The organism is Cupriavidus sp. CuC1, assembly GCF_044627735.1.
Classification (GTDB): domain Bacteria; phylum Pseudomonadota; class Gammaproteobacteria; order Burkholderiales; family Burkholderiaceae; genus Cupriavidus; species Cupriavidus ulmosensis.
The window spans coordinates 25514-50133 of the sequence record NZ_JBIUHC010000076.1; the positions used below are offsets into that span (position 1 = coordinate 25514).

21 protein-coding genes and 2 pseudogenes are annotated in these 24620 nt (G+C 61.4%); 5 read left to right on the forward strand and 18 right to left on the reverse strand.

All coding sequences use genetic code 11. The annotated features are described in order from the left end of the window. Nucleotides 1–56: 56 nt before the first annotated feature. Nucleotides 57–1589 (forward strand): class I adenylate-forming enzyme family protein, encoded by a 1533-nt coding sequence (locus ACGLHR_RS28625; protein ID WP_400097730.1) that lies wholly within the window; start codon nucleotides 57–59, stop codon nucleotides 1587–1589. Nucleotides 1590–1613: 24 nt separating this feature from the next. On the opposite strand, the gene ACGLHR_RS28630 is transcribed toward ACGLHR_RS28625, so the two are convergent. Beyond that, on the reverse strand, nucleotides 1614–2516 hold the full coding sequence (locus ACGLHR_RS28630) for a LysR substrate-binding domain-containing protein (protein WP_400097766.1): 903 nt from the start codon (nucleotides 2514–2516) through the stop codon (nucleotides 1614–1616). Between the two features lie 131 nt (nucleotides 2517–2647). Between ACGLHR_RS28630 and ACGLHR_RS28635 the strand changes: the two are divergent. After that, a pseudogene (locus ACGLHR_RS28635) lies at nucleotides 2648–2746 on the forward strand (DDE-type integrase/transposase/recombinase); the annotation flags it as partial. 47 nt (nucleotides 2747–2793) lie between these two features. Here ACGLHR_RS28635 and ACGLHR_RS28640 read toward each other — a convergent pair. From ACGLHR_RS28640 to ACGLHR_RS28705, 14 genes are all read right to left on the reverse strand, one after another. Then, complete coding sequence (locus ACGLHR_RS28640) at nucleotides 2794–3585, reverse strand: enoyl-CoA hydratase-related protein (protein ID WP_400097731.1); 792 nt, start codon at nucleotides 3583–3585, stop codon at nucleotides 2794–2796. A gap of 108 nt (nucleotides 3586–3693) precedes the next feature. Then, nucleotides 3694–4134: a Zn-ribbon domain-containing OB-fold protein gene (locus ACGLHR_RS28645; RefSeq protein ID WP_400097733.1), complete on the reverse strand. Its 441-nt coding sequence runs from the start codon at nucleotides 4132–4134 to the stop codon at nucleotides 3694–3696. Beyond that, nucleotides 4131–5330: a thiolase family protein gene (locus ACGLHR_RS28650; protein WP_400097735.1), complete on the reverse strand. Its 1200-nt coding sequence runs from the start codon at nucleotides 5328–5330 to the stop codon at nucleotides 4131–4133. Before ACGLHR_RS28650 ends, ACGLHR_RS28645 begins: the two co-directional genes overlap by 4 nt. A 34-nt stretch (nucleotides 5331–5364) precedes the next feature. After that, nucleotides 5365–6156: a hypothetical protein gene (locus tag ACGLHR_RS28655; protein ID WP_400097737.1), complete on the reverse strand. Its 792-nt coding sequence runs from the start codon at nucleotides 6154–6156 to the stop codon at nucleotides 5365–5367. A 15-nt stretch (nucleotides 6157–6171) separates the two neighbouring features. After that, complete coding sequence (locus ACGLHR_RS28660; protein WP_400097739.1) at nucleotides 6172–6939, reverse strand: SDR family NAD(P)-dependent oxidoreductase; 768 nt, start codon at nucleotides 6937–6939, stop codon at nucleotides 6172–6174. A gap of 30 nt (nucleotides 6940–6969) precedes the next feature. Further along, on the reverse strand, nucleotides 6970–8127 hold the full coding sequence (locus ACGLHR_RS28665; protein WP_400097741.1) for an acyl-CoA dehydrogenase family protein: 1158 nt from the start codon (nucleotides 8125–8127) through the stop codon (nucleotides 6970–6972). Nucleotides 8128–8183: 56 nt separating this feature from the next. Then, the gene (locus tag ACGLHR_RS28670; protein ID WP_400097743.1) at nucleotides 8184–8915 is read right to left on the reverse strand and encodes an ABC transporter ATP-binding protein; all 732 of its coding nucleotides are present in this window, start codon (nucleotides 8913–8915) and stop codon (nucleotides 8184–8186) included. Then, nucleotides 8912–9625 carry an ABC transporter ATP-binding protein gene (locus tag ACGLHR_RS28675; RefSeq protein ID WP_400097745.1) on the reverse strand — a complete coding sequence of 238 codons (714 nt, stop codon included), beginning with the start codon at nucleotides 9623–9625 and terminating at the stop codon, nucleotides 8912–8914. The genes ACGLHR_RS28670 and ACGLHR_RS28675 overlap by 4 nt, the downstream gene beginning before the upstream one ends. After that, on the reverse strand, nucleotides 9622–10662 hold the full coding sequence (locus ACGLHR_RS28680) for a branched-chain amino acid ABC transporter permease (RefSeq protein WP_400097747.1): 1041 nt from the start codon (nucleotides 10660–10662) through the stop codon (nucleotides 9622–9624). Before ACGLHR_RS28680 ends, ACGLHR_RS28675 begins: the two co-directional genes overlap by 4 nt. A 10-nt stretch (nucleotides 10663–10672) precedes the next feature. After that, entirely contained in the window at nucleotides 10673–11548 is an 876-nt protein-coding gene (locus ACGLHR_RS28685; protein WP_400097749.1) for a branched-chain amino acid ABC transporter permease, read from the reverse strand. Then, complete coding sequence (locus ACGLHR_RS28690) at nucleotides 11545–12867, reverse strand: ABC transporter substrate-binding protein (protein ID WP_400097751.1); 1323 nt, start codon at nucleotides 12865–12867, stop codon at nucleotides 11545–11547. The genes ACGLHR_RS28685 and ACGLHR_RS28690 overlap by 4 nt, the downstream gene beginning before the upstream one ends. 34 nt (nucleotides 12868–12901) lie before the next feature. Continuing rightward, on the reverse strand, nucleotides 12902–13678 hold the full coding sequence (locus tag ACGLHR_RS28695; RefSeq protein ID WP_400097752.1) for an SDR family NAD(P)-dependent oxidoreductase: 777 nt from the start codon (nucleotides 13676–13678) through the stop codon (nucleotides 12902–12904). A 6-nt stretch (nucleotides 13679–13684) separates the two neighbouring features. Then, entirely contained in the window at nucleotides 13685–15334 is a 1650-nt protein-coding gene (locus tag ACGLHR_RS28700) for an AMP-binding protein (RefSeq protein WP_400097754.1), read from the reverse strand. A 154-nt stretch (nucleotides 15335–15488) separates the two neighbouring features. Continuing rightward, complete coding sequence (locus ACGLHR_RS28705) at nucleotides 15489–16355, reverse strand: alpha/beta fold hydrolase (RefSeq protein ID WP_400097756.1); 867 nt, start codon at nucleotides 16353–16355, stop codon at nucleotides 15489–15491. Between the two features lie 183 nt (nucleotides 16356–16538). Between ACGLHR_RS28705 and ACGLHR_RS28710 the strand changes: the two are divergent. Then, nucleotides 16539–16846, forward strand: a pseudogene (locus ACGLHR_RS28710) (CoA transferase); the annotation flags it as partial. Nucleotides 16847–16957: 111 nt separating this feature from the next. On the opposite strand, the gene ACGLHR_RS28715 reads toward ACGLHR_RS28710, so the two are convergent. From ACGLHR_RS28715 to ACGLHR_RS28725, 3 genes are all read right to left on the reverse strand, one after another. After that, entirely contained in the window at nucleotides 16958–17638 is a 681-nt protein-coding gene (locus tag ACGLHR_RS28715) for a hypothetical protein (RefSeq protein WP_400097758.1), read from the reverse strand. A gap of 63 nt (nucleotides 17639–17701) precedes the next feature. Beyond that, a complete protein-coding gene (locus ACGLHR_RS28720; protein ID WP_400097760.1) occupies nucleotides 17702–19144 on the reverse strand; it encodes an FAD-dependent oxidoreductase in 1443 nt (480 codons plus the stop codon). Further along, entirely contained in the window at nucleotides 19141–19383 is a 243-nt protein-coding gene (locus ACGLHR_RS28725) for a hypothetical protein (RefSeq protein WP_400097762.1), read from the reverse strand. Before ACGLHR_RS28725 ends, ACGLHR_RS28720 begins: the two co-directional genes overlap by 4 nt. Before the next feature lie 473 nt (nucleotides 19384–19856). Between ACGLHR_RS28725 and ACGLHR_RS28730 the strand changes: the two genes are divergently transcribed. Then, nucleotides 19857–20525, forward strand: a complete 669-nt coding sequence (locus tag ACGLHR_RS28730; protein ID WP_400097768.1) for a TetR/AcrR family transcriptional regulator — start codon at nucleotides 19857–19859, stop codon at nucleotides 20523–20525. Between the two features lie 307 nt (nucleotides 20526–20832). Further along, nucleotides 20833–24261, forward strand: a complete 3429-nt coding sequence (locus ACGLHR_RS28735) for an adenylate/guanylate cyclase domain-containing protein (protein WP_400097764.1) — start codon at nucleotides 20833–20835, stop codon at nucleotides 24259–24261. The last annotated feature ends 359 nt before the right edge of the window (nucleotides 24262–24620 follow it).

Below are 24620 nucleotides of genomic sequence, written 5' to 3' on the forward strand. Positions count from 1 at the left end.
TGCTTGCGCCCCGCCCTGCCGAACGGCTTTCTACCCCGTACAAGGATTTCCGCGAGATGCCACCGGACCGAGAACCCACAAAACGGATCAGCGACATCCCACGCCACTGGGCTACCCAGACACCCGACCATGTGGCCGTCTTCGAGGATGGCCGGACCGTCACCTTCTCGCAACTGTGGGCAGGCATCGAGGATGCGCAGCATTATCTGCAAGCACAGGGCGTCGGCACCGGCGACCGGGTGCTGATGGCGGCCGAAAACTGCCTGGCGGTGATCACGCTGGTGTTCGCGTTGTCGGAACTGGGTGCATGGCCGGTCGTCGTCAACGCCCGTCTCTCGGAGCGGGAAATCGAGGTGATCCGGGCTCACTGCCGGCCGCGACTGATGCTGTTCACCCACGCTGCGTCGCCAGATGCGCTGCGGCACGGCGTGCGCTATCGGGCACGGGAGCTTGCGCCCGCCGGGCTCGGCCCGCTGATGGCCAGCGCCGTCGACGAGACCAGCGAGCGTGAACCTGAAGCGCTCGCGCGCGAGGTCGCTGTGCTGATCTACACGTCCGGCACCACGGGGCAGCCCAAGGGCGTGATGGTCACGCATCGGGGCTTGCTGCATTTTGCGCGCTTCACGGTGGACTCCCGCCGCATGCAGGCCGACGATTGCGCCTATGCGGTCATGCCCATGTCGCACGTCTTCGGCCTGGGGACGCTGCTAGTCTCGACGTTCCAGGCCGGTGCGAGCCTGTACCTGAGCGCGCGCTTCAACGCGGCGGACGTCACCGCGGCGATCCGGCAGGGCGCGATTACGCTACTGCAGGGCGTGCCGACGATGTTCAACCGCATCGTCGCGTACGTGCGGGCGAGCGGCATGCCACTGGAGCCGTCGCCCAGGCTGCGCTATCTCTACACAGGTGGCGGCCCGCTCGATCCGACGCTCAAGCGCGAGGTCGAGGCGCTGTTCGGCCAGCCGCTGCACCATGGCTACGGCATGACCGAGTATGCGGGTTCACTGTTCGTGACGCGCATGGACCGGCCGCGCACCGATTGCTCGGCGGGCGAGATCGTCGAAGGCGCCGAACTGCAGGTGGTCGGGCCGGACGGCAAGTCGGTGCCGGAGGGCGAGCCGGGCGCGCTATGGGTAAGAGGACCGGGTGTCATGCGCGGCTACTACCGCGCGCCGGAGCTGAGCGCCGAAGCCTTGCGCCCCGGCGGCTGGCTCAACACCGGCGACATTGGCCGGCTGGGCCGCGACGGCGCCTTATTCATCGTCGGCCGCACCAAGGACCTGATTATCCGCTCCGGCTTCAACGTCTATCCGATCGAGGTCGAATCGGTCATCAACACGCATCCGTCCGTGCGCCTGTCGGCCGTTGTCGGGCAGCCCACCGCGGACGGCAACGAGGAAGTGATCGCCTTCGTCGAGATCAAGGATGGAGAGAAGTTCGATGCGTCGGCGCTGCACGACTACCTGGTCGAGCGCCTGTCGCCCTACAAGCGCCCGGAGAAAATCCTGCGCGTGGCCTCGATCCCGACGACGGCCAGCGGCAAGCTGCTCAAGCACCAGCTCATGCAGATGGTCGCTGAGCAGAAATAGACAGCAATGGTGTCGGGGGCGCCTTCAGTCCTGGCGCCCGAGACCATCCTCGACCAGCAGGTCCACCAGCTTGCGCGCAAACAGCGGCAATGCGCCGAGGTCCGCGACGCATATCTGCAGCTTGCGCTCGGCCCACTCATCGTTGAGCTGGACGATCCGCAGCGCCATCGTACCCGCGTGGCGGGCGGCGGTGCTCTCCGGCAGCACGCCGACGCCGACATTCGCCTCGATCATCCGGCAGGCGGTCTCGAAGTTGCTGACCTGGACGCGCCAGCGCAACTCACGCTGCAAATCCGCGGCGGCCCGCTTGAGGAAATTGTGGATCGCGCTCGCCTCTGGCAGGCCGATGAAGTCGTAGTCGAGCGTATCGATGAAATCCACGCTGGTGTGCTCGGCCAGCGAGTGGCTCAGCGCGGTGGCAAGGACCAGGCGATCGCGCCGGTATGGCATGACCTCCAGCCCTTCGGTACGGACGTTGCCGGCAATGATGCCGATGTCCACCATCCCCTCCTGCACCGCGCGCACGATGTCCGGGCTCAGCCGTTCGTGCATGTCGATGGTCACGTCCGGATGGTTGACGAGGTAGGTGCGCAGCACGGCTGGCAGAAACTCGCTCATTGCGGTCGTGTTGGCAAAGACACGCACATGGCCCTTCACGCCGGACGCGTATTCCTGGAGATCGCCGCTCAGCTGCTCCAGCTGGCGGAGTACGCGGCGCGCGTGGGCCAGTAGTGTCTCCCCCGCTCCGGTCACTTTCACGCCCTGGCTGCTGCGGCTCAGCAGCTTGACGCCAACGTGTTCCTCCAGGTTCTTGATGCGGGTACTGGCCGCGGCCAGGGACAGGTGGGAGCGTTGTGCACCTCCGGTCAGGCTCTGGGCCTCCGCGATATGGGTGAACAGTTTCAGATCGACCAGATCAAAGCGCATCACATCCTTCCCAAGCATCGTAGCGGATTATCTCCTAAAGCAGCGCGCAGTACACTAAAGCGGTGCGATTTTCGGACCCGCCAGGCGTGAATTGCCGCCCTCCTCCAAGGCGGACCGGGGGCGGGCCAGCCATCCTGGTACGCGGGCAGTGGAAGTACCTGTACCGCGCAGTGGACAAGGCTGGCAACACCGTCGAATTCCTGCTACGCGCTGAGCGCGACAAGGCCGCGGAAGCCGCTGGTGGCGACGACGGGCGGGAGAACGACGTCAGGCGAGTTCACCGACTTCGATCGCGCGCGCCCCGAAAATCGGGCTTTCGCTTCTCACGGAACGCGCGCGAGCCTTCCTTCGACTCCTCGGTCTGGTAGAACAACGCAAGCGCCTCAATGCCTGCATTGCTGATGCCGCGGATGTTGTCGCTGTCAGCATTGAACGAGCGCTTCGCGATGGCCACGGCCGTTGGGCTCTTCTCGAGCAGCTCCACGCACCAAGCGTCCACCGTGGCGTCCAACTCCTCGTGGCGCACGACGATGTTGACCAGGCCCATTTCTTCAGCTTGTGCAGCCGTGTAGCGGCGGCAGAAATACCAAAGTTCGCGTGCCTTCTTCTCGCCCACGATCCGCGCGAGGTATGCCGTTCCCCAGCCGGGGTCCACCGAGCCAACTTTTGGCCCCACCTGTCCAAAGATCGCCTTCTCGGACGCAATGGTGATATCGCAGAGCGTGCACAAGACGTTACCGCCTCCGATGGCGTATCCCTGCACCCGGGCGATCACAGGCACACGGCAGTCACGGATCGCCGTATGCAGCTCCTCGACCGGGAGTCCGACGACACCGCGGCCAGTATATTTTCCGTCATGAGAACTCTGGTCTCCCCCGGTGCAGAACGCTCGCTCGCCGGCTCCGGCGAGCACGACCACGCCTACCTCCGGATCATTGTCTGCGTCGCGAAGTGCAAGGATCATCTCCTCCACGGTTTCACCACGGAAGGCATTCATCACTTTCTCGCGATTGATCGTGATGCGGGCGATGCCAGCGTGCTTCGAATAGAGGATGTCGTTGAATTCCATGTAAGCCTCTTGGGTAATCTGATGGTGTGATGCGAAGGAGGTCAATCCCTGACATAGCAGTAGCGAGATGCGAGCCGGAACGGTGGCCCCAAGCTTCCTCCTGCGAAATCAGTCATCTTCCTCGGGTATGAAATAGAAATCGGCAATCGTCCGGATTTCCGCGAGGAAGCAGGCGGAGACCCGGGTCCCGCGCGCGAAGCGCCCTGACTTCGAAACGACGAAGGCCTTGATGCAGGTGTCGGAGCCATCCGGTTTCACGAGCGCGGACGCCACCTGCGCATCGAGCGCTTTTAAATGCGCCGGGGCTTCGGGCAGCACGATGCTCGTCAGGATCTCTCCTCCGCCGCTCAATTGGAGCGGCGCCGCCTCCTCATAGCACTTCGAGCAGATCGGACGCAACGGCAGCCAGACAAATCCGCACTGCGCGCATCGGCTCGCGATCAACTGCCCCTGTTCGAGACCGCGAAAGAAGGGTGACTGTCCGCCGTAGCTGAGGCGGTAGTGATAGACATCGGTCAGCTCGACTTCGAAGTGTTCCGCGTTGCTCATGATGCCCCCAGAACGACGGTGCAGCTTTGAGAAATGCCAGGCCCCCCGATCGCGGAGAAGATGGCCCGTCCCTTGTTGATCGGCACCTGTGTGCCCCCTGCCTGACCTCGCAACTGCTGAGTGACTTCACCAATGCGCGAGATTCCGGAGCATCCGGCAACGTGGCCACAGCCGATCATGCCGCCTGAGGGATTGACGGGCATCGGACCCGTCCTCTCCGTGAAGCCTTCGTCGATCAGGCGGCCTCCTTCGCCAGCCTTGCACAGGCCAAGCTCTGCGTAGCTCATCAGCTCGACCCCCGTCAGAAGATCATGTGTCTCGATGAAGTCGAGTTCCTTCAGGGGATCCTTGATACCGGCCATTGCATAGGCGCGTTCGGCTGACTTCTGCTGGCACATGATCCTTCCGAGGTTATCGAAGTCGGGCATGTAGCTGCGCTCGTTGGCCGCCCCTACTCCATCGATCCAGATGGGGTTTCGACTGATTTCGCGGGCCCGATCCTCGGATGCCAGGATCAGGGCGGCTGCGCCCTCGCTGTATAGGCAGCAGTCGTACAGCTTCAAAGGCCCCGCGACGCGCCGCGACTGCATCACGTCCTCCATGGTGAGCGCGATGCCACTCTGCGCGAGTGGATTGGACAAGGCATTGCGATGATTCTTGATCGACACCTTCGCCATCTGCTCTTCGGTCGGTGAACCGAAGCGGTCCATGTGCGCCTGCACCGCAAAGCCGAAGTTTGCCGCCGCCAGCGGTTCGACCGGAACTTCCCAGTTGGTATCCAGATCCAGCATGATGGCCTTGAGGAATGCGGAGGAGCGCTTCTGCTGCACCGGGTCCCAAAGATCCATGCCTTTGCCCGACCCCACCACCAGGGTAACCTCCGACATGCCAGAGAGGATTTCGATCATGCCCTGGCGCACCGCCATTGCCCCGGTGACCGCGCCGGCGCTCACATGGACGGAGGACTTTCCGGCCATACCGATATAGTCCTGCATGGTGGTGCTCGGACAGCACTGCCGGACCCAGGCCACCATCAGGTCCGACAGCCCCCACACGACGTGGTCCACGTCGCGTGACGTGATGCCTGCATCCTGCAGGGCGGCCTTCGTGACGTCGAGCGCCAGCTCGTAGTAAGTCTTGTCCGCGTAGCGCACCTTCCAAGGGATAAGTCCCACACCCACGATTCCAACTTTCAAGATAAATCTCCTGTGAATTCAATGAAGTCGACGCTCACCGCGCGGCGCCGCATGCCAGCAACGCTCCATAGCCTTCGACGCTGCCGTCCAGTCCGGATGCCCGCATAAGCTTCCACAATGTGGCCGTCGTCGAGGTAATGACCGGCCGGCCCAGCTGCTGCTCAAGCAGACTCACGACGTTCTGCGAGTTCATGTTGAGGCAACTGATCAGCAAGGCGTCAGAGCTTGGACGCCATGCCCTGCGGCCCAGCGCGTAGATCTCCTCGGGGGTCGGGCACGCCAGTGAAAAGCCGTCGCCGATGCCCAGATGCGCGGCGCCATCCACCCGAAAGCCCAACTCCGCAAAGAAGCGTTGCTCTGCCTGATCGATTGCCTCGGTGTAGGGGGACGCGATGGACAACCGCCACACGCCGAGTTGGTGTAGCGCTTCGGTGATCGCACCGACGGCAGTGAAGCTGGGGCAGCCGGTGATGCGCTCCAGATCCATCTGTAGCTTCTTGTCATAGGTCGGCCCTTGCACGATGCTCGACGCCGTACAGCAGTAGGCCACTGCGTGAGGACGGCAGCTCGCGATGCGGCGCGCAGCGGCCAGGCCCTCCTCGCGATCCATGCGCTTCAGCGATTCGGACGTCACGTCGTCGGCTAGTAGCATCCGTGTCGCGTGGAGTGCCGCTGAGTCGGGCAGCACACGCCCGAACCAGGGCTCCACGACGGTGTTGACGCTCGGGACGATCACCGCGAGACGCACCCGAGCGGGCGGTGCCGGCCGCCGTTGTCCTGAACGGGACAATGCCTCGTCGTAGTCTGGGATGGTGAGAGCGGGCATGGCGGCCATGCTCCGTCAGCACATCGTCAAGCCGCCGCTCACGCTGACCGCCTGTCCGGTAATGAACGAAGCTTCGGTCGAAGCCAAGAACACGGCGGTGGCGGCGACTTCTTCTGGCCGGGCGAGACGACGCAGTGCCGTCGCCCGGACCATCGCGTTGCCGATCTTGCCGCCGAACTCGTCGTTGCGCACCAGATCGTTCCACAGCTCAGTTTCCGTGGGCCCCGGGCACACGACATTGACGAGCACCTTATGCCGGGCGTACTCCCGGGCGATCGATTTGGCGAACGCGATGATGCCGCCTCGGCAGGCCGCGGAAACGGACTCCCCACTCGTGCCCACCTTCCCTGAATCGGAGCCGACCAGGACGATCTGCCCTCCCCCGTTGTTGATCAGGTGCGGCAGCACGGCACGGATGCTCGTCATCACGCTGCGCAGCTCGATGTCGATAGTCATGTCCACCATTTCCTCAGGTGTTTCGAGGAACGGTTTGATCCTGAGCGCCGTGCCGACCGTGCTCAGGAACGCGTCCAGCTTCCCGAAGCGTTCGACGGTCTGGGCGACGATGGCTTCGACATCGGCGCCCTTGGTCAGGTCACCACGAACGAGCAGGACCCGGTCGGACCCGAAGCGTTCCGCCAGCTCGCTCAGCCCGCGTGGGCTGGTACGGTAGTGCAACGCGACCTTCGCGCCCCGTTCCAGAAGCAACCTTGAGACTTCCAAACCGATACCGCCTGAAGCGCCGGCTACCAGCACGACGCGCTGCGAAAAATTCCCTGGCATTTTCTCTACTCCTTTCAAGAATTTGAATTGTTAGAGCCGCTTGGCGACTTCCTCAAGCATCACTTCGGTGGCGCCGCCACCAATCGCATGCACCCGGGCGTCCCGATACATGCGCTCTATAACCGTGCCCTTCATATAGCCGGTGCCGCCATGGAACTGGACGCAGTCGTCCACCACGTCGTTCACCAATTCGCCGCACAACGCCTTGACCATGGAAACCTGCTTCACGCAATCGACGCCTGCGGCATCCATTGCCGCCACGCTGTACACGAAGTGGCGGGCCGATTCAACGCGCGCAGACAGCAGAGCCAGGCGCTGGCGGATGGCCTGCTTGTCCCACAGGGTGGCGCCGAAGGCCTTGCGCTGCCGAACATACTCGATGGTCAATTCGAGCGCCGCCTGCGCCTCGCCGAGCGCCTGCGCCCCCAGCACCAGACGCTCGTTCTGGACATTGCGCATCAACGCCTGGAAGCCATGGTTCTGCTCGCCGAGCAATGCCGCGGCCGGCACCCGGCACCCTTCGAGGACAAGCTCCGCGGTGTCGGAACTGCACCAGCCCATTTTGTCCAGCCGTCGCGCCACCTGGAACCCCGGAGTCCCCTTCTCCACCAGGAACAGGGACACACCGTGCGACGGCCTGGCGCCCGGATCCGTCCTGGCTGCCACGACGTAGAGATCCGCATTGACGCCATTCGTGATGAACGTCTTGGATCCATCGAGCACCCAGTGGTCGCCGTCCCGGACGGCTCGGGTGCGCAGCGTCGCGATGTCGGAGCCGGCGTCGGGTTCCGTCATGGCAATGGCGACGAGGCATTCACCGCTAACGATGCCTGGCAAATACCGCCTCTTCTGTTCCTCCGTTCCGACGGCAGCGATTACTGGCGAAGCGGTGTCGGTCTGTGTAAGGATCGTGATCGCAAAGCCGCCGAACGTGCTGCGGCCCAACTCTTCGGCAAACACGACCGAGGCGATCGTGTCGGCGCCCGCACCGTCATAGGCCTCGGGAAAACGCATGCCCAGCATACCGAGCTGGCCCATGCGGCGAATGACCGAGCGCGGCGTCTCGCCGCGTTCCTCCCAAGCGGTCGCCTCGGGAACGACCTCGCTCTGAACGAACCGCCGAACCTGACGTCGCAGCAGTTCGTGCTCGGGCGTGGTAAACAGCAACTTTTCTGATTCAAGCGTCATAATTGATTTTCTCCATTGTCTCCGTGCCGGCCAATCCGGCTCTCGCATGCGTTCATTCAGATGCTTTCCTTCGACCCGACACCAAAGTAGGCGTCCACAACCCGCTGGTCGCTAGCAAGATCCTGCGCCCTTCCGGACAGCTCAATCCCGCCGTTCTCGATAACATAGGCACGGTCCGCGATCCGCAGCACCGTGCGGACGTTCTGCTCCACCAGCAACACGGTCACACCGTGGTCGCGAATCTGCTCGATTGTCTGGAACAGTTGCTTGACGATCGTCGGGGCCAGACCCAGCGACGGTTCGTCCAGTACTAACAGCTTGGGCAGGGCCATGAGGCCTCGGCCGATTGCCACCATCTGCTGTTCACCGCCGGACAACGTGCCGCACAGCTGGTGCTCCCGCTCCATCAGCTTCGGAAAGAGCGAATACACTCGCTTCAATGACTCGGTGCGCTTGTCACGCGCTCGCGGCGTCGCGCCGCCAACCAGCAGCGTGTCCTCGACAGTCATCGAGGGAAAGAGCTGACGGCCCTCCGGTACCGACACCAGCCCCGCCTCAACCAGTGCATGAGGACGCGCGCCAGGATGAGGCAGGCCGGCAAAAGAGATCGTGCCCGACTTCGACGGAATCAATCCGGCGATGCAGCGCAAGCACGTCGTCTTGCCGGCGCCGTTGGAGCCCACGAGCGCCACGATTTCCCCTTCATCCACATGAAAGGACATGTCCCGCAGCACCGTAAACAGCCCGTATCCGGCGCGCAGATTATTCACTTCGAGCAAGCGAGTCATTGGCCAACTCCCATGTACGCCACCTGTACTGCTTCGTTTTGCATGACTTCCTTGGCACCTCCTTCGGCGATCTTGCGACCGCCATCCAGGCACACCACGTGATCGGCCATTCGCTGTACGATTGCGAGGGAATGCTCGACCAGCAAAATGCCAATGCCGGCGTCATGTACGCTTTCCAGCATGGTCGCCACGTCATGCTGTTCTCTCAGATTCAGGCCGGCCATCACCTCGTCGAGAAGTAGATAGCTTGGTGCCATAGCGAGCGCTTTGGCTACCTCGAGTCGCTTGAGATCCGGCAGCGTGAGGTAGGACGCCCGGAAGTCGCGCTTGTGGTAGAGCCCCACCTTTTCGAGCACGCGCTCGGCAATCTCCGTCGCTTCCCCGTGACGGGAAACCCGAGCGAAGGCGCCTACCATGACGTTGTCCCGAACGGTGAGGTCCAGGAAAGGGCGCACGATCTGGAACGTGCGGGCAATGCCCAAGCGGGCCACATCGTAGGGCGCAAGGCCGCTGAGTAGCCGGCTATCGAGCCTGACCGCACCAGTAGTCGGAACGAGAAAGCCGGACAAGACCGAGAACAAGGTGGTCTTGCCAGCCCCGTTCGGGCCGATGATGCACACGATGCGGTCGCGGGGTGCTTTAAATGACACGCCCTCGAGGGCGGTGAGCCCGCCGAATCGCATCCCGACGTTTTCGACATGAATGGTCATTGCGTCGACTCCACGATGGCCGCCCCTGCAACCGCCCGCCGGTTGGCCCTGCGACTCAAGATCTCACCTACGATGCCGCGCGGGAACGCCAGTAAGATCACAACGAAGAACAGCCCATAGATCAACTGAGCCAATGCGGAGACCGAGGTGGTGCCGACTGCGCTTCCTATGGTGGTCAGGATCTCCTGCACGAGGACGACGACCAATCCGCCGACCAATGGTCCTAGCACCGTGCCTCTGCCTCCGAGCACCGCTCCCATTACCATCACCAGTGTAATAGCGAGAGACAGGTCGTAGGCGGGTTCGACGAAGCGAACCATACACGCATAGGCTACGCCGCCGACCGTTGTGAGCATCGCGCTGATCACGAAAGCACGCCGCTTCACCTGATTGGCATCGATCGCCAGCGCCTTCGCGGCCTCCTCCTGCTCGCGCAATGCGATCATCGAGTAGCCGAAGCGCGATCGCTCCAGCAATCGGCAGCCGACGACCATGGCTAGCACCATGGCGAGATAGAGGTAGAAGAACGGCAGGTTCGACTCGAACCCGAGATTGAGGACACCGGGGCGCAGCGGTATCTCCAGTCCCTGCGACCGTCCGAGCGCGTCGCTGTTCACCACGACGATTCGTGCGATCTCGGCCAGCAGCAAGCTGCCTACCGCGAAGTAGATGCCTCGCAGGGAATACCGAAAGCAGATCGCCGCGACGACCCATGCGAGCAGTCCTGCCAGCGCCAGAGCCACCGGCAATGCCAGCAACAGTGGCGCGTCGGTCTTAGCCAGGACGGCCACCGAGTACGAGCCGAGGCCGAAGAACATTGCATGTCCCAGGGACATCTGGCCAGCGTAACCACCGACGATATTCCAGCTCGCGGCGAGATAGCCGAACAGCAGGCCCATCGTCAGCGCCCGCAGGTGATACGGGTTCAGAGAAGGAGCCACCGCGACCAGAATAGCAATCAGCATGATGGGCACCAGCCATCTGAGCTTTCGAACTTGCATGGGACTCACTTGAGCCACAGAGGTGATTGGAAGCATCAGCAATCTCCTATGCCTTCGAGCCGACGAGTCCCGTCGGTCTGACGAGGAACACAACGAACACAAGGCCATACACAATGGCCTGCGCTATGGCGCCGTAACCGAACGCCTGACAGACCGAGAGAATCACGCCGACCAACAAGCCGCCGAGAATGCTGCCGGTCATGCTGCCCATCCCGCCGAGCACCGAGACGACGACCGAGAGGATCGCGTACTCGAACGCGCGTTCAGGAAACACCGGCGCCAGCGTTACCAGGGCGATCCCGGAGATCGCAGCGCACGCCGCTGCGATGCCCATCGCTATGCCTGAGAGATGCTCGACGTTGAGCCCGCTGACCCGTGCACCTGTAGGGTTCTGTGCACAGGCATGGAGGTATCGTCCCAGATCGGTATGGGCCAGCATCCAGTGCAACGCCATCATCACGACCAGGGCCGCGCCCCCTGCGGCCAACTGCGAGTACTGCAGAATCACGGGCCCGACGATAAGCGAACCTTGCAGTTGCTCGGCCGGCAACGAAAGCGCGTCAGTCGAAAACATGAACTGAGCCAGGTACTGCATCGCGATCAACAAGCCGATCGAGAACAGAATCTGGCTGTCCTCAAGGGTTGACAGGGACCGGATGACCAACAAGCGGTGCAGCGCATAGCCGAAGGCAAAGGCGAGCGGCACCAGGACAAGTGCGGTAACGTATGGATTCAATGAGCTACCGGTCCAGGCCCACACGAAATAGGCACCGTACATCGACCACAACACCATGCCGCCGTGCTGGAAGTTCACAACACGGGAGACGCCCAGACTTAGGTTGAAACCAGTCGATACCAATGCGAGCACCAGTCCGACCAGCACCCCGCTGGCCACGCCGACAAGCAGCAGATCGAAGCTCATCGCGACTCCTCCCGACGTAAGGTCGGACGCCCAGACCACTTTGGCATAGGCCAGAGCACCTTGGATGTCCCCATTTCCACGGGATACACAATGCGCTGCTGCTGGTTTTGCAGTTGCATAACAAGACCCCGAGCCTTGACGTTGTCGCCTTTCGCGTCGAACTTCACGCCATCGCGCACCACGTATGGATTCGCGCCCTGGTTGAGGTCGGTGGAGCGCAGGGCCGAAGCCAGCGCCTCGCGGCTCAGGTCGGAGCACCGTTCGAGCGCGTCGTACAACACACCTACCGCGGTGACCGCCAGGGAAGCCTGGTCGTCGATATCTCGGTTGAACTTCGCCTTGTAAGCTTGTGCATACTTGTCAAGCAAGGCGTTCTTGGCAACGAGCTCAGGGACGAACCCAACTGCGTCGGTCACGAAGTTCGAGTCCTGTTTCAGGTTCGCGGTGTACTCTGGCGTGTAGGGCGCACCGGCTACGTGCACCGAAGCGATCAGGTCATAGTTGAGCGCCTTCATCGTGCGCATCAATTGAATGCCATCCGGAGCGAACGTGGCATGGAAGATGAGGTCCACACCGCCCAGCCGCAGGCGCTGCAGGATGGGCGCAAAGTCGCTGACCTGCCCCGCCGGGAAAGAGATCTTTTCCTGTACCGCCCAACCGGTACCAGGAAGCTTCAAGTGAACGCCATTGATCGCAGACTGCGAGAATGTCGTGTCGTCCGCAATCGTCGCCACTCGCTTTGGCACCACACCGGTCGACTTGGCCGTGGCCTGCACGAACTCCACCGCCGTGGCCGCCAACAGGCTTGCACGAGGCCCGATGCGGAAGAAGTACTTTAGACCCCGTTCAGTCAGCGCGTCCGCCAGGTCGGTGGACAGCATCGCCGTCTTGTTCCTCTCCGCCGCGGCGCTACCGACCACGGTAGCCCCGGAGGTGGCGTTGCCAATGACCGCCAGCACATTGTTCACCTGGATCACGCGCTCGGTTTGCGTGCCGGCCATCTGTGGATTGCTCTGATGGTCCGCCACGATCAGCTCGATCTTGGCGCCCCCCTTGCTCTTGATGCCGCCGGATGCGTTGATCTGCTCGACCGCCAACCGCACGGCGTCGCTCACGGGAGTTCCCCACGGACCGGCTCGGCCGGTTAGACCGACGACCACACCGATGGGGACGGTCTTGGGCTGCGCCTTGACGATCGAAGGCATCGCCAGCGAGGCGGCAGCTGAGGCGGCCCCGAGCATGAACTCGCGACGCCTCAGCGTGCTGCGAGAAGCGCTTGCTTTGGGAGCGTCGGTTTCCTGTTTTCTGTCGGCCTGCATGGTGTCTCCTGCCAATTGTCGTTTGAGTAGAGAACTAGCGGGCGATCTGCCCGCCGTCGATGACGAAGCTCTGGCCTGTCACCCACTGCGACTCATCCGACGCGAGATAAACCGCCATCGGGCCAATATCCGACGGACGCCCGAACCGGCGCAGTGGGATCTGCCGCAGTCCGGCATTGACGGATCTTTCATCACGCATGTACGGTTCCGTGAGCGCTGTCTCGATCCATCCTGGGCAGATTGCGTTGACGCGCACGTTGAAGCGGGACCACTCCACGGCCAGGGCCTTGGAAAGCTGCAGCAAGCCGCCCTTGGTGAGGCAATAGATGCTGTTGCTAGGTGCGCCCACAAAACTGTAGATCGAGGCCATCGTGATGACGCTGCCGGACTTTCGTTCCGTCATGTGCCGGCCAACCGCTTGCAGTGTGTGGATGGCACCGTACAAGTTGGTGCCGATCATGCGATTCCAGTCGCTCGGCTCCTGCTCAAGGAACGGCTTTAGCTCGTTCAGGCCGGCGTTGACGACAACGGTGTCAATCTTCCCCATGGTCCTGATGGCCGTCTCAGTTGCGCACTCGACCGCTTCGCGGTCAGTGACATCTAACGCGTGGGTTGCCGCATTGGCCCCCAAGCCCTCGATCTCTGCGGCAGTGTTTCGCAGGCCCTCGATGTCGCGGCCCCACAGAATCAAGTCTGCACCCGCCTCGGCCAGGCGCAAGGCAACGTTGCGACCAATACCGCGGCTCGCTCCGGTGACGACTGCGGTCTTTCCTTTCAGATTGAACATGGCATCTTTTGTCGAATTGGTCATTGGTCCTTAGCCGCGGGTGCGGTCCCATGTGGTTGGCGTGAAGGGCGTCGACCGGAGTACGTGCTTCTGCACCTTATTGGTCGCCGTCTTCGGCAATGCATTGACAAACTCCACGTAGCGCGGAATCGAGTAACGAGGCAGGCACGACTGGGCGTGCGCGATCAAGTCCTCCGGAGTGAGCTCCGCACCGTCCCTCTTGACGACGACGATCTTCAGATCGTCCCCGCCGAGTTCGCCCGGTACGGCAATCGCGGCAACCTCGGCCACTTCCGGCAACTCGCAGATGGCCTGCTCTATCTCGAAAGCGGAGATGTTTTCACCTCTGACGCGAACAGCATCCTTGACACGGCCCTTAAAGTCGATGTCGCCGTCCTCGCTCATCGTGGCGGCGTCGCCGGTATGCAGCCACAGATGCTGCCAGGCAGCCACCGTCGCAGGCGGATCCCCGTCGTAGCCGAGCATCAGGGCAAACGGCTCGTCGGCACGGACGAGGATCTCGCCCTGAACGCCCGCCGGTACCGCCTCTCCCAACTCGTTGGCGATGCGGATCTCGAATCCCGGGACAGCACGTCCCGCGCTGTCGACCTCCTTCGAGCCACGAGGCAGTACGCAGGGAACATTCGCCTCGGTGGATCCATAGCCTGTACGCAGTGGAATCTGGAAGCGCTTTTGAAACTCGAGAAAATCATTGGGCCTTGTCCCGATTCCCCAGCCAATGCGAAGCCGGGAACCTGTTGCATCCCGCTGCGTCGTCGACTTCAGCAGAATGTGCATGATCTCGCCGATGTAGTAGAAAGCCGTGCACCCGTACTCGACGGCCTCCGGCCAAAAGCGCGATGCCGAGAAACGCTCCGTCAGCACCATCCGCGCCCCGACCATAAGCACCGGGATGGTAATCATGGCCTGTGCGGTGTTATGGAACAGCGGAAAAAAGTTGTAGAAGACGTCGCCCGGCCCCAGATCCATATCGGCGGCGATCGTCCGAGCGAGCACATACTGCTGCGCATGCGATAGGAGCACCCCCTTGGAAGGGCCGGTCGTGCCCGACGTGTTCATCACGGCGCCGGGGTCCGCCCCTGAGATCTCTTCCGCTCCAGCAGGCGGCTGCGCCGAGGCCGATCCGACTTCGCTTTCGTAGCTCAGCCCCACCCGAGATGCCGGGTGTGCGCCGAGTGTCATCAGCTTCGGCCGACGGTCCGTCGTTGACAGAGCGACCTGAAGTTCCGGAATAAGATCCCGCTCGGCAATCACCATCTCAATGGGCGCACGTTGGAGTACGTGTGCCAACTGTGGTGCTCGATACTCCGGATTGAGCGGCACCTGGATCGCACCCAGCCGCGATAGGCCGAACCACAAGTCGAGAAACTCGAGTCGGTTGCGCAGTAGGATCCCCACCCGCATGCCCTTCCGTATGCCCTGCGCCGCGAAGGCGTTGGCGACTTGATTCGCACGAGCATCTGCCTCGCCGTAGGTCAGCCACTGTCCCCGGAAGAATACGAAAGGACGGTCAGGTACCACCTGCGCCTGACGTGCGAGCAACTTGGCGGCAACGCGGTCTTGCAGCGGCAGGGTATCGGCCGATGGGTTAACGATGCCGCCTTCTGGAAACCCGAAACGAAGAGGTGTCATGATGTTTGTGAATGAATATTCATTCATTTTTCAGTTTGACTTAAACTCGCAACTTCATCGCTTGCGCGATCTAACGCGAGAACAGCTTGATCGCAGCCCGCGCGAGTTGTCCACGTCGCATTGCGACTAGCTGTGGATCCTCGATAATGCTCTTGATGTCCATGGCACGTGAAGGGAGGCGTTACGCTAACTGATCCCGTACTGCGCTAGTCCCTGATTCTGAGCAGCGGTCGATGCTGGCGAAAAGCGCCTCGACCTCCTGAACAACAGCGTCGGGCGCCTGAACCGGCGGGAAATGCGCTGCGCCCTCCAGAATCCGAAAAGTTGCCCCCGGGATTCTCTCCGCCAGCCGGCGTCCGATCTTCGGCGGCCAGATGAAGTCGTCAACACCCGTCATCACAAGCGTCGGGCATGCAATCGACTGTAGGCTTGCGTCGTCAAGATGCGCTTCGGCCAGGGCGTCAGAGTGCATCGCGTAGGACATCGGCGAATTGGACAGGAAGCGGCAACGGTATGCCTGCCATCTCGGATCGGTGTTCGCGTCCAGGATGCCTTTGAATGAGTTCATGAACGACTCATCGACAACTGCCCGCATGCCCATCTGCCGTACCATGTTCGCACGGTCCTTGATATAGCGCGACGCAGCAGGCAGGATCTCACCGGTTCCGTCGCACAGGATGAGCGATCTCAAGCGGTCGCTGTGTAGTGTGGCATAGGTGACGGCCGTGACGGCACCCATCGCGAGCCCCATCAGGTGAAACGGCGTTGTTATCTCCAGTTTCCGCACCAGACGTTCGATATCCGCCACCAAGTCTCCGAGCGTGAAGGCAGCGATCGGATGCTCGGACAGTCCGGCACCTCGCTGATCGAAAGCGATCACCCTGCACGTGGGCGCCAAGCGCCGCGCAAGTTCTTGGTAGGTGTCGAGCGCCCCCCCGAGTTCGTGAATGCACACAAGCGTATGCGGCGCATTGGGTTCTCCCGTCGCTTCGTAGCGTATGCACAGTGGGGGCTGTGTTGGCGTGGCTTCGAGATGGACGTATGGCATGGGTGGCGTTTCCTTCAGGCTCGTTAAGCGAATGCGTTGAGAGAGATTTCGTAGACGGTTCTTCTGGCCACGCTAAGTCACGTTTCAGGCGCATCACCGTGACAAAAATGAATGGCTGTTCATTCATTAGAGTGTTGTGCAGATGATGAGATGTTTCAATGAGTGGAAACCCGTACCCGTCGTCTGCTACTCCGACTGCGAACCTTCCCCCCTTTCCCGCGCACCGGGGCGTTGGGCCACTTGCGGGTACTCGATCTCTCGCGCGTGCTGGCCGGCCCGTGGTGCACCCAGAACCTGGCGGACATGGGCACGCGGCCCGCCCCGGCTACGATCTGCTGATCCAGGCTATGAGCGGCCAGATGAACATCACCGGCCATGCCGATGGGGAACCTGGCGGCGGCTCGATGAAGGTGGGCGTGGCAGTGGTCGACCTCTTCACCGGCATGTACGCCACCACGGCGATCCTGAGCGCGCCAGAAGCGCGCCATTACCAGCAGGCAACAACGCCGATTGGGGCACACTGCTGCCTTCCGGCTCCAATGGACGGAAGGGCAGGTGGTATGAACCAGGCAGCACCCCGCAATATGGGCAGGGAACATGACCTATGGCAAAGGTGGCGTTTTCCTTTCTGGCTCGCGAAGCGAGTGCGTTGACAGAGATGTCGTAGACGGGGCGATGGGCCCTCGTGACCAGTAGGGAACGTATTCATTGACGGCATCGATGTGCGCCGCTAGTTCGCCATACGCCGAAAGTCCCAGCGGGCCAGTATCGACATCGTCGAGCAATTCGATCAATGCCGCGTACTCGCCGACTGTTTCAGCAACGTTCCGAACAACTCGAACCTGCCGCACGGCAGGCCTCTGCTCGAACAGCTCGGAGGTTCTGGCGATAACTGCGCGCTCGTCGGCAGGGTCGACATTGCGAAAGCGAATCAGCAATAGCCGCGTCATCGGACCGGTGGGTGCATTACCGGGATAGAGTTGCTCTCCAAACGCTCGCCACAATCCGCGCACGCGACCGAGTATCCGTTTTGACCACGGAGAAAAATTTGCGCCAGATATAGCGGCATAACCCGGCTCTCCGATGACGCCCGCGTCCCGCAAATCATATAAGGCGACATAGCGTGGCCAGCCTTTGACGCAAACGAAGCGGTTCGCTGTCTCAATTCCCTCGACGGCCTTGCGCTCTGGGACATGCTCCGTGTCGTACCAGTCGTTGAATTCCTCCTCGAGTGCCGGCGGTGGTTCCATCATCACCATCAGAAATCCGAGCCTTCTGGACATTTCACCCCTCCTTGTGCGTCATCGTTCCTGTTCGCCGAAAGTTGACGCGACCGTGCGATTGGACTACGTTCGTACGACAGCCATTCGATCTGTCGCGATCTTGTCAGCTACGCGCAAGCTCATGACCGCCGATTTCGTCAAGCCACCAACGTAGCCTGCCGCACTGCCTCCCTCGACTCCGCCCGTAGTGCAACCCGACGCATGCAGTCCGCCTATCTGCTCTCCGCTTTCGCGCAGCACATGACCGTGTTCGTCGACCACCAAGCCTCCCATCGTGTACGTCACGCCGGAGGCAATGCGCACCGCGTAGTACGGCGGATGCATGATTGGGTAGGCGCGCATGCTGGTGGTGGTTCTCGCCGGCATAAGCTGCTGTGTCGTCCCAGATTCCACTGCCCTGTTATATTCTGCGATGGTCGCCTCGAGCTGAGCGGTGGGGAGGTTCAATTGAGCAGCCAGGCCAGCAAACGAATCCGCTGCGCTTACGGTGCCGCCCGCCAGCACAAGGTGAGGATTCGCGGGCAAGATGAACTGCGTGGCAGGGCCGTCCCAGATCTCGCGATCCAAAATGACGGTGGCCGAGAGGGGGTCGTCGAGTCGCGCTACACAATTCGTCATGTAGACGCCGCCGAGCCCTTCGTCCATGAAGCGACATCCCGTACGATCGACTACGACGGACGCGCCACAGACGTAGTCAAGGATCGGGTATGGCCATAGTGAATCGTTCTGCAACGCGTCCTGGCACAGCAGATGACCGTACACATTCTGCATTCCAGTCAGCGCGGCCCCCACTTCGCGCGCCATCATCAACGCATCGCCAGCGCCCGTCGCTGCCCCGCGTTGCTTGAGCTTCTCCGGTGCGGGTGTTACGAATTCGCGCATCAGCGACATATTTGCCTGAAAGCCGCCATCGCAGAGGATGACGTCAAGTGCCTTGACCAATTCCTCGCGACCTTGACGGTCGATCCATACGCCAGCGCAACGTCCTTGGTCCATCTCGAGCCGCCGTGCCCGCGCGCCTTGCAGAAGCGCTCCGCCAAGCGCATTAAGCCGATCTCGAAGCGTGCGCAGCATCACATCACCGCCACGACCTTGCCAGTGCAGACCCGACTCCATCAAGCTTGGAGGGGCAAGAAAATTGTGCTGCCAAGCGTTCGGACCGGCCTTGATAAAGCGAATTCCCTGCCCTTTGAGCCAACTGACCGCCGTTCGGCCCTGTGAGGCGATAGCCGCAGCTAGTGAAGGATTGGCAAAACCGCGCGTGGCCTCGCGAATAGTGTTCTCAAGCCCGCTGGCGTCGTCGCTTACGTTATGGAAGCAGACGTGGAACGCCCCGCCCGTGAATCGGCTGTTGCAGCGATACAGGGCGTCATCGCCCTTCTCCAGGACCACAACCTTCAGTCCCCGCTCGGCGGAGCGGACCGCCGCGACCATCCCGGCAATGCCACCCCCGACGATCGCGACATCGCATGCGTGCGTGATAGATGACGAGTGGCTCGAGTTCATTTCGGCAGCAGCATGTCAGTGATCAACTGCACCAACTCGACCAAGGTGCGCGCAACCACGAAAACAAAGACGCCTGCAGCGATGCCCAGACCGACCGTCGGAACGGCGCCGAGTGTCGGCAGCGTGGCAAAGGCGGCAATGAATACACCAATTCCTATCACGTATGCGAGCCATGGCCCATGTCGGACCACAAAACGGAGCATGGGGTAGTGCGGTATGTTGAGATTCAGCGATTTCATGCGATAGCTTCCAAACCGTACCTTTGAGGGTTGCTGCCCGAATCTGTACACCCACGGCATGCTTGCACGTGGTTACAGGCCATGGTAAGTCACGCTTCAGGCGTCCCCGTTCGAAGCAGAAGATTTGCAGTGGTGCCCTCACGCCTCCTGCGCCTTACGCGCGGCGCGGCCAGCACGTTTGTCATGCGATTCGCCTGGACGTAAGCCCCACCCTGCCCCGCCATAACGGCTTCGAACCTCGACAAAGGTGATACGCGCAAAATGAATGACCATTCATTCATGAATGAAGTTTTGTGCGGGCGACGAAGAATTTCAATGAGGGGAAACCCGACTTGCCGCGCCCCTGAATGCACTTCAGCAGCATGGTCTCAAGGGTGCTGATGGCTACTGCACGCTCTTCCCCATCGCGCGCAAACTGAATGTTCGTTCATAATAGAGTCGGACTGATCTTGGGAACCAAACAAATCATGACTTTGAAGAGCGTCGTCGAAGACCCGTTGCTGGTGGCCAAGCGACGGAGCCAGTTGGCGTTGGCAGCAATCACTTTGTTCTCCCGAGAAGGCTTTCATAAATCGACGGTGAAGGACATCACAGACGAAGCGGGCGTCAGTGCTGGTCTCGTCTACCAATACGTCTCCGATAAGCAAGACCTCCTGTTTCTTGCCCTTCTTCACATCGTTCAGCGCAACAAGGAAGAGATCCCGGCTGCGCTGGAAGGGGTCAAGGATCCGCTCGTCAGGTTGCATAGCGCGATCGATGCATATGCGCGGGTGATTGCGGCGAACCGGAAGGCTGTGATGCTGACCTACCGCGAAACCAAATCGCTTAAGCCCGAATACATCGAGCAGATGAAGCAACAGGAACTCGAAACCAATGGCTTCATTGAGGCCTGCATCCACGAATGCATCACGGCCGGCTATCTCAACGAGACAAACGTCGAACTGCTCGTCTACCGCATCATCACGGCGACTCATGCCTGGGCACTCAAGCACTGGAGGCTCGCGGAAATCGTGTCGCTCGACGAGTATCTGGAGCAGGCCATTCATGCGTGCTGGAAGCCGTTGTTCACGGCAAAGGGACGTCGGCACTATGAGAAGCTGAAACACGAAGATCGCCTGGAGAACACCGGTACAAAAGGTTAGGCTTGCGTCTGGCAACAGGCTGCAGCAAAGGACTCGCGTGTTAGGGCCCTTCCGGCCGAGCCCCACGCCGCTCCCCTGGCAAGTGGACTGCGCTGCCAAGCTCCGATGTAAGGTTGGAGCCGGCATTCCGGCGATTAATCACAGTTTGTCGTCCTGGGGGATGCTCGCAACGAGTAGGGTGAGGGGTCACCCCGTGAGCCCTCACACGACCGTACGTCCGGTTCCCGCCACCGCGCCTCTAGCTTGCCGCAGAAGCCGCTACGGCATCTAATGGATTGGAGGCACGCGAAGGAACGGCGGAGGCAATATGCGCTGCACAAATTGCGGGTTCGAGAACCTCGCGCAGGCCAGTTTCTGCGAGCGGTGCGGAACCGGGCTTGCACGGATCTGCCCCCGTTGTGGCGAGGAGTGCAGCCCTGCCGCAAACTTCTGCAGCGCATGTGGCTCGCCCCTGAACGGCTCCCCGTCGGAGTCGCTTCCAGTGCCTAAGTCCGCCCCTTCGGCCCCTGTTCACTACACGCCGCCGCATCTGGCCGAGCGCATCCTGGCGGAGCAGGCGGCCATGAAAACCAGAGGAGGGAAGGACGGCGAACGCAAGACCATCACGGCCCTGTTCGCCGATATGGCGGGTTCGACGGCATTGATCCAAGACTTGGATCCCGAGGAGGCGCGTCACCTGATCGACCCCGTCGTGACGCTGATGATGGAGGCTGTGCACCACTATGAGGGCTACGTAGCCAAGTTCCTGGGCGACGGCATTCTCGCTCTGTTCGGCGCCCCCATTGCCCACGAGGACCATGCACTACGTGCACTGTACGCAGCGCTGCGCATGCAGGATGCGATGCATCATCACAGTGACCGAGTACGGTTGGACAAAGGCATACCGCTTCAGATCCGCGTCGGAGTCCACACCGGCGAGGTGTTGGTGCGCTCGATCCGCACGGACGACCTGCACACGGACTACGATCCTGTGGGACACACGATCCACATCGCCTCGCGTATGGAAGGCGTTGCCACACCGGCGTCCATCCTCGTCAGCGAGTCTACCCACAGGCTCACCGAGGGGTATTTCGAATTCAAGGCACTGGGGACCACCCAGGTAAAGGGTGTGCGGGATCCGCTTGCGGTGTATGAGGTGCTGGGCCTCGGGGCATTGCGCACGCGCATGCAAGTGGCGGCGCACCGCGGTCTGGCCCGCTTTGTGGGACGCCAGACCGAGATGGAACAATTGCACAACGCCCTGGAGCTGGCCAAGGCGGGGCATGGGCAGGTCGTCGGGGTGGTAGGCGAGGCCGGGGTAGGAAAATCGCGGCTATTCCACGAGTTCAAGGCACGATCACAGCAAGGCTGCCTGGTGCTGGAGACCTTCTCGGTATCGCACGGTAAGGCCTTCGCCTATTTGCCGCTAATCGAGCTCTTGAAAAATTACTTTCAAATCACCCCGCAGGACAACGACCGAAGCTGCCGCGAGAAGGTCACCGGCAAGCTAATCACCCTGGAACGGGCGCTGGAAGACCAATTGCCCTACTTGCTCTACCTGCTCGGTTCCATCGAGTCCGGCTCTGTACTACCGACCATGCCCCCCGCCATCCGGCGCCAGCGCACGTTTGAAGCGATTGCACGCCTGCTGGTCCGCGAAAGCCTCAATCAGCCTCTCGGGCTCCTTTTCGAAGACCTGCAATGGTTGGACAGCGAAACCGACGCCTTCCTCAATCTCCTCATCGACTATGTGCCGGGTGCGAGGATCGTCCTGCTTGTCAACTACCGTCCGGAATACTCCCATGACTGGGGACCCAAAAGCCATTACGTCCAACTGCATCTGGAACCGCTGGGCCAGACCGAAGCCCAGGGACTGCTGACTGCGCTGCTCGGCAATGATCGCGCCCTTACACCCCTGAAACGTCTCATCCTGGACAAGACCGAAGGCAACCCATTCTTCATGGAGGAAGTGGTCCAGACTTTGGTGGAGGAGAAAACCCTGCTTGGCCAGCCTGGGTGCTACCGCATTGAGATGGCTCCGACCTCACTGCATATCCCCACCACGGTCCAGGGCGTGCTCGCCGCCCGCATCGATCGGCTCCCCCTCGTCCAGAAGGAACTGTTGCAAAGCTTGGCCGTGATTGGCAAGGAGTTTCCTTTCGGTCTCATCCGGCACGTCACTACGCTGTCTAACGACAAGCTACGCCCTCTTCTGGCCGACCTACAGGCGGGCGATTTCATTTACGAGCGCCCCGCATTCCCAGAGGTGGAGTACGCTTTCAAGCATGCGCTCACCCAGGAAGTCGCCGGCAACTCCTTGCTTATGGAACAGCGCAGCGCGCTGCATGAGCGCACAGCCCAGGCTATCGAGGCTCTATTCCAGGGGCGGCTAAAAGACTACTGCAACGAGCTGGCACACCACTACAGCCAGAGCGGCAACATCCCAAAGGCAGTTCAGTACCTGCACTGTGCCGGTCAGCTGGCCCTCGAGCGTTCTGCCCCGGTCGAAGCGATCCATCACCTGAGCACGGCCGTTGAGCTGCTCAAGCGACTCCCCGACACGCCCGAGCGCACACGCCAGGAACTCACTCTGCTACTAGCGCTCGGGCCGGCCATGATAGCCACCCGAGGTCCGGGTGCCCCCGAAGTGGAAGCGACCTACACGCGCGCGCTGACATTGGGCGAAAAGGGGATGGAAACCCCACAGTTCTTCTCGGCACAGTTAGGACTATGGTCGTTTTACAATCTGCGTGCGCAGTACAAGACGTCACACGCCTTGGCTATGCGGCTGCTTGGCCTGGCCCGAGACACGCAAGATCCGAAACAGCTCGCAGAGGCGCATCGTGTACTTGGGGCTACCGTGTTCCGCTTGGGCGAATTCGGCATGGCCCGTACCTACATGGAGCAAGTGCTGGCACTACAACTCCGCGATGAGCAGCCACACGGCGCTCTTATAGGTTATGCGCGGAATCCGGCGGTTCATGCACTCAACTCCTTGAGCTGGATTCTTTGGCGTTTAGGCTTATCGGATCAGGCCGCCACGCGCAGCCAGGAGGCCCTGGCGCTGGCCAGGAAGATCTTAGACCCCGTTAGCGTTGCTCAAAGCCTGGCCTTTTCGGCCGCACTACATCAGTGTCGGCGCGAAGCGCAACTAACCCGGGAGTTCGCTGAGGCCACCATCACACTCTCGAGCGAGCAGGGGTTTCCATTCTATTTGGCGTGGGGATCCATCCTACGAGGTCGGGCGCTGGCGGAGCAGGGAATCCACGAGGAGGGGATCGCCAAAATATGCGATGGCCTTACTGCCTACGAGGCTACAGGCGCAGCACTAGGAAAGCCCAGTCTACTGGCCTTGCTCGCCGAAGCCTATGGAAAAGCGGGGCAAGTCCAAGCCGGACAGCGCGCACTGACGGAGGCGCTGGGTCTGGCGCACAAGACGGGAGAACGGTTCGACGAGGCGACCTTGTATCGACTCAAAGGGGAGCTGATACTCCAACAGTCAAGCCTATCCCCGCGAGCGTTGACCCGCCACGAAGAATCTGAAGCGTGTTTTCTCAAAGCAATCTCGATCGCACGCAAACAGGGGGCCAGGTCGCTGGAGTTGCGAGCCGCGCTGAGCCTGGCCCAGCTATTGCGACAACAGGATAAGACGAATGCCGCGCGACAGACGCTGGCGGAGATCCATAGTGTCTTCACGGAAGGCTTCGACACCGCCGATTGGCTACAGGCCAAAACACTGCTGGATGATCTGACCTGACAGGTTGCCACTACCCGTTCGGCGAGCGGGGAGAAAAATGAATGTGCAGAACCTCGTCTGCATGAAGACGTCACCACAACGCGCCTGCTTCCAGTACGCAGCAATGATGTTGGCGCATTGCTGTTCGCTTCGCAGTCAATTGCTGGCGGCCTGATTTCGGCGAGCGAGTGTGGACAGATGTTGGCCAGAGCAAGGCCTGATCTGGCGCTCTCGAGGCGGAGATTGATACAGCGTAAGCGCTAAATCCAGCACACCTTGAGTATTCAAGGAGTTCCGGACTTTGGGCGACGATCAGTCTCGCTCAGGCTGGGCGCGGCGGCGCGGTATGCTGGCGTGCGAAGTTAAACGGCAACAGGTCG